The sequence below is a fragment of the Sodalinema sp. genome, assembly GCF_046483825.1.
Lineage (GTDB): Bacteria > Cyanobacteriota > Cyanobacteriia > Cyanobacteriales > Geitlerinemataceae > Sodalinema.
This window is the reverse complement of record NZ_JAWOCL010000104.1, coordinates 1-4,954: the sequence shown is the minus strand read 5'-3', so window position 1 is coordinate 4,954 and position 4,954 is coordinate 1. Positions and strand designations below refer to the sequence as shown.

Annotated in this window: 9 protein-coding genes; 4 read left to right on the top strand and 5 right to left on the bottom strand. The window is 54.3% G+C overall.

Going from position 1 to position 4,954, the window contains the following annotated elements:
- From R6U67_RS06710 to psbN, 5 genes are all read right to left on the bottom strand, one after another.
- The coding region (locus R6U67_RS06710; RefSeq protein WP_410251820.1) for an S-layer homology domain-containing protein at positions 1-1,157 on the bottom strand (1,157 nt) is incomplete at its 3' end.
- Between the two features lie 50 nt (positions 1,158-1,207).
- Positions 1,208-1,651: a hypothetical protein gene (locus R6U67_RS06705; RefSeq protein WP_410251819.1), complete on the bottom strand. Its 444-nt coding sequence runs from the start codon at positions 1,649-1,651 to the stop codon at positions 1,208-1,210.
- Between the two features lie 40 nt (positions 1,652-1,691).
- The gene (locus R6U67_RS06700; protein ID WP_410251818.1) at positions 1,692-2,213 is read right to left on the bottom strand and encodes a bleomycin hydrolase; all 522 of its coding nucleotides are present in this window, start codon (positions 2,211-2,213) and stop codon (positions 1,692-1,694) included.
- Between the two features lie 27 nt (positions 2,214-2,240).
- Positions 2,241-2,894, bottom strand: coding sequence for a HEAT repeat domain-containing protein (locus R6U67_RS06695; RefSeq protein WP_410251817.1), 654 nt, complete (start codon positions 2,892-2,894; stop codon positions 2,241-2,243).
- 144 nt (positions 2,895-3,038) lie between these two features.
- Positions 3,039-3,170 (bottom strand): photosystem II reaction center protein PsbN, encoded by a 132-nt coding sequence (psbN, locus tag R6U67_RS06690; RefSeq protein WP_068788401.1) that lies wholly within the window; start codon positions 3,168-3,170, stop codon positions 3,039-3,041.
- 88 nt (positions 3,171-3,258) lie between these two features.
- Here psbN and psbH point away from each other — a divergent pair, with 88 nt between their 5' ends.
- The 4 genes from psbH to R6U67_RS06670 all read left to right on the top strand — a co-directional run bounded on the left by psbH (position 3,259) and on the right by R6U67_RS06670 (position 4,917).
- Positions 3,259-3,462 carry a photosystem II reaction center phosphoprotein PsbH gene (psbH, locus tag R6U67_RS06685; RefSeq protein ID WP_068788403.1) on the top strand — a complete coding sequence of 68 codons (204 nt, stop codon included), beginning with the start codon at positions 3,259-3,261 and terminating at the stop codon, positions 3,460-3,462.
- Between the two features lie 141 nt (positions 3,463-3,603).
- The gene (locus R6U67_RS06680) at positions 3,604-3,900 is read left to right on the top strand and encodes a TatA/E family twin arginine-targeting protein translocase (protein ID WP_410251816.1); all 297 of its coding nucleotides are present in this window, start codon (positions 3,604-3,606) and stop codon (positions 3,898-3,900) included.
- A 77-nt stretch (positions 3,901-3,977) separates the two neighbouring features.
- Complete coding sequence (gene pth / locus R6U67_RS06675; RefSeq protein WP_410251821.1) at positions 3,978-4,622, top strand: aminoacyl-tRNA hydrolase; 645 nt, start codon at positions 3,978-3,980, stop codon at positions 4,620-4,622.
- A gap of 28 nt (positions 4,623-4,650) precedes the next feature.
- Positions 4,651-4,917, top strand: coding sequence for a DUF3146 family protein (locus R6U67_RS06670; protein ID WP_410251815.1), 267 nt, complete (start codon positions 4,651-4,653; stop codon positions 4,915-4,917).
- The last annotated feature ends 37 nt before the right edge of the window (positions 4,918-4,954 follow it).

Sequence of the window (4,954 nt, the reverse complement as noted above, 5' to 3'; positions counted from 1 at the left end):
GCCAAGACGGCATCCAAGGCCTCAGCACTAATACGAGTAGCATCCTGAAAGCCCCAGGTCTCCTCAATCGCCTCAACGGTGGCATCAGGTAGGCCGCGACGCACATCGAGGGGGACTTTCCAATGCAGCAGGTCTTCTCGTAGCAATGGGTCATCGGGGCGAAACAGGGCCGTTGTTGCACCGCTACCGGTATCATTACCACTCATCGGACTCTCACTGAGGGGACTCGGGATAATCCCAGCTTCGGCTAATCCCTGAACCACGGCAAAGTCAGGATGGCTTCGAGGCATATCTTGAAACGCCGGTTCACTGCTGTCACGAGGTTGACGCAGTTGTTGGACGGATTGGTCGGCATAGAAACGGTTGTTGGCCTGCATCAGCCAACGGGCATAGTCTCGCCGTGTCATTGCCTCCTCGGGGCCAAAGCGATCGCCCTGGACTGGAGATAAGATGCCCAATTGGGCCACATCCTGGACGTAGGGGGTCAGGGGGTCGGAAACGTTGTCTAAATCACTAAACTCAGTGGTCTGTGAGGGCTGTTGATCTGGGGGAGATGGCGTGGCCTGAGGTTCTGGATTCTCGGCCGGGTTGTCTGGAGTTGGCGAGGCTTGGGGGGTCTGGTTGTCTTCGGGGTCTGTTTGACTCAGGGTTGAGGGAGAACTGGGATAGGTCAGTTCAATCTCGGTGGTGTTCTCAGCCTCGGCGGTGCTGTCCTCGCCCGTCGTCTCACTGTTCTGGGGGCGAATCTCAACGGTCAGGGGCCAGTCTTGGCCATTGATGCGACCGGTTGCTGCCAGTTGAAGGGTCTCTCCTTCGGTTTCATCGCGATCGAGTTGCCAATTGTCCCCTTGCAAGCGACCTCGATAAAACTCAGCAATTACCTCGGCTGGGTCGTCACTTTGCCAACGACTGCGGAGGCGATCGCCGTTGAGTTCGGTGGTCTCTAGCCAGGTAGCCGGTTGATATTGGGGCAGTTCCGGTGGTAGCCGTTCTAACTCCGGTGCATCGGGAATGGCGGCGGTTTCCGTCGGCTGAGGACTGGGAGTTGATCGCTCCAGTTGAGGATCTGCGGCAAAGGAATCTTCTAAGGATTGGCCGTCGGGACCATTGGCACAGGCCGTCAGGGCCATCAGACTCATCAGGACGGACAGTTTCAACGCCGATGGTTTCAACGCAGAGAGGTTTAACGCAAACAGGTTCAACACAATTATTTCAGCGCGTTAATGGCATAGTTGAGATAAAACTTAAGTTCTGTCGCGGCGCTGGGGGAGAGTTTGAGTCCGGCACTGCCGCGATCGCGAATATATTTAAAGATATCGGCTTTGACGCCAGCCACGGCGGCGGTTCGATTGGGCGAGCGTCCCCATTCGTCAAAGGGACTGGTATTGCCAACCACTAAGCAATATTGAATTAAACATAAATCCCGGTCAATGGCCCGATCAAGATCGGCGGTTCCGGCAGCGGAACGAGGGAGTAGGGTTTCGATGACATCGCGGACGAGATCCTGGTGGTAGATGGCCAATTTCTCCGCTGCTTCCAAACGGGCCTCGGCTCGTTCTAGGGGAAGCTTGGCGGCGGCTAAATCCGCATCATCGAGGAAGCGTCCAGCCACTTCAGCCATGGCCAGGATGGGCGTTAGGGCAGATTTCATGGGGTGTTGGCTTTGGGGGTATTGGCTTGGGGTTAACTCGTTAACGAAGGGCAGCAATGGCAATCTCAAAATACTCGGAGATTTCTTGAACTAACGCCAGCTTGATATCGGCGGGACCATCGCTGAGTACGGGGTCAAGTTGAGCGAGGGTTGCCGTTTTCATCTCGACTATGGCACGAACGGCGGCTGAGAGGGGAACGCCTAGGGTTTGATAGGTTTGCTTCAACCCCTCTAAACAACGATCTTTAAGGATGGCTGAGTCGCCGGCCAGTAGGGCGTAGCTGACGTAGCGCAGGATAAATTCACCGTCGCGAATACAGGTGGCCATGCGGCGGCTGGGGTAGCAGTTGCCCCCCCGTTGAATTAACTCGGGGTTTTCGGACACCATGGCGGCGATGGCTTGGGCGACAATGTCGTTGGCTTGTTGGCGCATCACTTCAACGGCGGTAATCCGTTGGGCGTGACTGGCGGCGAATTGACGCAGACGGGCAAGGCGATCGCCCTCGACGTAGGCGGTTTGGGCCTCAGCGTCGAGGACAGCGCGAGAAAATGAATCCAACACGGTTTGGCGAAAAACGACAAGAGACGTTTATAAAGCGGCATCTAATAGTGTAGCAACGACGCGATGGTCTGGATCTTGGCGCAGTTGCTCTAATGCGGCTTCGGCGCGCCCATCGCCGAAGTGGCGTAAGCCGTGAGCGACTCGCGCTCGCAGTTGCCATTGGGGGCTGTCGGCTTGGGAGAGGAGTAATTCTAGGGCGCGATCGCTCTGCGTGGTTTGGGCGAGGGTTCCTAAGCCATCGAGGGCGGTTTCACGGACTAAGAGGTTGCGATCGCTCAATCCCTGTTGGCACAACTCTAACAGCACCTCGGGATAGGGCATCTCCATCATCGAGGCAATAATGCCATGACGCGAAAGCCAGCCGTTATCCTCTTGGAAGAGACGACGTAGGTACGGTACGGATGCTTCACCGTAGAGGGCCAGGGAACTGGCGGCTTCGGCCCGGATATTGGCATCTCCATCCCCCATCATCCCCAGTAAGGCCTCAAACCCGGCTTGGCTGCGTTTACGCCCCAATCCCATAGCCACGAAGGAGCGCACGAGGACTTCGGGATCGCCGACGAGGTTTGTCAGTAGGGGAACGGCTACATCTGGCTCATAGTCTCGTAGGGCTGTTAATCCCCGCATCCGACGTTGGGGATCGTCACTCTGGAGATGACCGCGAATTTCGACTTCGTTCATATCTGGGTTGGTTTTGTCAATTTTTATTTACATTTATTCATAGTTTAACAAAACTGAGAATAAAACCCAGCCCAACTACCCAGCCCAACAATGCCAGCCAGAGGCGACGGGGGTTCAGGGACACCTGGCCCGCCGTCGGCTGAGTTAGTCTTCGTGATCTTCAAAGGGATCGGCGAGTTCTTCGGAGGGGGGGCCGAAGGAGACATAGATGCCGTAGGCGGTGATGGCGATCAGGACCGCAGCGGTGGAAATACTAAGAACTGTTGCAGGTTCCATAAATAAGATTCAAAAATGAGATAGCTTCCTCTATAATATTACGAAAACTTAAGATTTTTCACAGAGCGTACAACTTTAGGTTAAACACATGGCACAACAAACACGTCTCGGCGATATCCTCAAACCCCTGAACTCCGAATACGGGAAAGTCGTTCCCGGCTGGGGAACCACTCCTTTGATGGGAGTGTTCATGTTGCTATTTTTCGTGTTCTTGCTGATTATTCTGCAAATCTACAACTCGTCCTTGCTGATTGAAGGCGTGGACGTGGATTGGGCGAATCTGAGCCGCTAGGTTGCTGCTCGGGTCCCCAAATTAAACGAAATCCCGGTCTAACCGGGATTTTTTATCGGTACAGGCTACGGTGGAGCGCGATCGCGCCCGGCTGAGCCTCCATGCGCTACCCTTAATGTGGACATCCCAGGAGTTGCAACGATGAATATTTTTGGCATTGGTTTACCTGAAGCAATTGTGATTTTGGTGATTGCACTGCTAATCTTTGGCCCGAAAAAGTTACCCGAAATTGGCAGTAGCCTGGGAAAAGCTCTCCGTAGCTTCCAGGATGCTTCCAAGGAGTTTGAGACTGAATTAAAACGCGAAAGCCAACAAATCAAGGCTCAACAGAGCCGGGAGATGGCTGAATCTGAGGGATCTGCGGCCTCGTCTGAGCCAGCGGCGTCTAACGCCAGTACCGCCAATTCAGCTAATTCTGGCCAGGATTCGGCTACCTAAGCTCCAGAACGCTCCTTTTATCGATTCCTCTTTTGTTAACGTCCCGTTTCTGACTACCTTTTCTGAATACTTTCTGAATACCTGTGAGTGCTTCCTCGACACCGATTTTAGTTCCCCATCTGATCGTCGGACTGGGTAATCCTGAGCCGAAGTACGATCGCACCCGTCATAATATCGGCTTTGCGGCGGTTGATGCCTTGGCGCGATCGTGGCAAATTCCCTTGGCCGCGCAGCGTAAGTTTAAGGGAGAGTATGGGGATGGCATGGCGATCGCGGGCCGCACGGTGCGTCTGCTCAAACCCACCACCTATATGAACCGCTCCGGGGAATCGGTACAAGCGGTACTGAATTGGTATAAACTTTCCCCCGCCTCGGTTCTGGTGGTTTACGATGATATGGACTTACCGGTGGGACGCATTCGCTTGCGTCTGGCGGGATCAGCCGGCGGCCATAATGGCATGAAATCGATTATTTCCCATTTAGGAAGCCAAGCGTTTCCTCGGCTACGGGTGGGAATTGGCAAACCGCAAGGGGGAGGAAATCCCTCGATTTCCCATGTTCTCGGCAAGTTTTCCCCTCAAGAGAACCAAGTCATGGGGGAGGTGATGGTGTTAGTGCGTGATGCGATCGAACTCAGCCTCAAAGACGGGGTTGAAAAGTCCATGAGTCTTTACAACAGCCGTAATCTGGCCACACCATCAAGGTCTAACCCCTCTAACTAACCCATTGAGACGACATCGAGACGACAGGTTGAGTTCTTCTCCAAATTTGCCCCAAACGACTGCCTATCTGCGCGTGACTGACTGTTCCTGGGAAGGAGGAACCCTACAGGGAGAGGTCACGGCGGGTTCGTTTACCTGGGAATTTTGTTGGCTATTTAGTCAATCTCGCCTGGATATCGAACCCTCTCGCGGACGGGCCTTAATTCAAGAACCCCTCGGCCGCTTTCTTGAACAGCGAGACTATCAACTCGAACCAGGCGGCGATTATCAATTCACGATTCGCGCTGTTATCTAAGGTTGGCTGGCTCTCGTCTCCCCCCCCCTCGTCCGTC

Excerpts from the sequence above, each read along its gene's own strand:
- R6U67_RS06705 (WP_410251819.1), bottom strand. The coding sequence starts at position 1,651 with ATGAAATCTGCCCTAACGCCCATCCTGGCCATGGCTGAAGTGGCTGGA.
- R6U67_RS06695 (WP_410251817.1), bottom strand. The coding sequence starts at position 2,894 with ATGAACGAAGTCGAAATTCGCGGTCATCTCCAGAGTGACGATCCCCAA.
- psbN (WP_068788401.1), bottom strand. The coding sequence starts at position 3,170 with ATGGAACCTGCAACAGTTCTTAGTATTTCCACCGCTGCGGTCCTGATC.
- psbH (WP_068788403.1), top strand. The coding sequence starts at position 3,259 with ATGGCACAACAAACACGTCTCGGCGATATCCTCAAACCCCTGAACTCC.
- R6U67_RS06680 (WP_410251816.1), top strand. The coding sequence starts at position 3,604 with ATGAATATTTTTGGCATTGGTTTACCTGAAGCAATTGTGATTTTGGTG.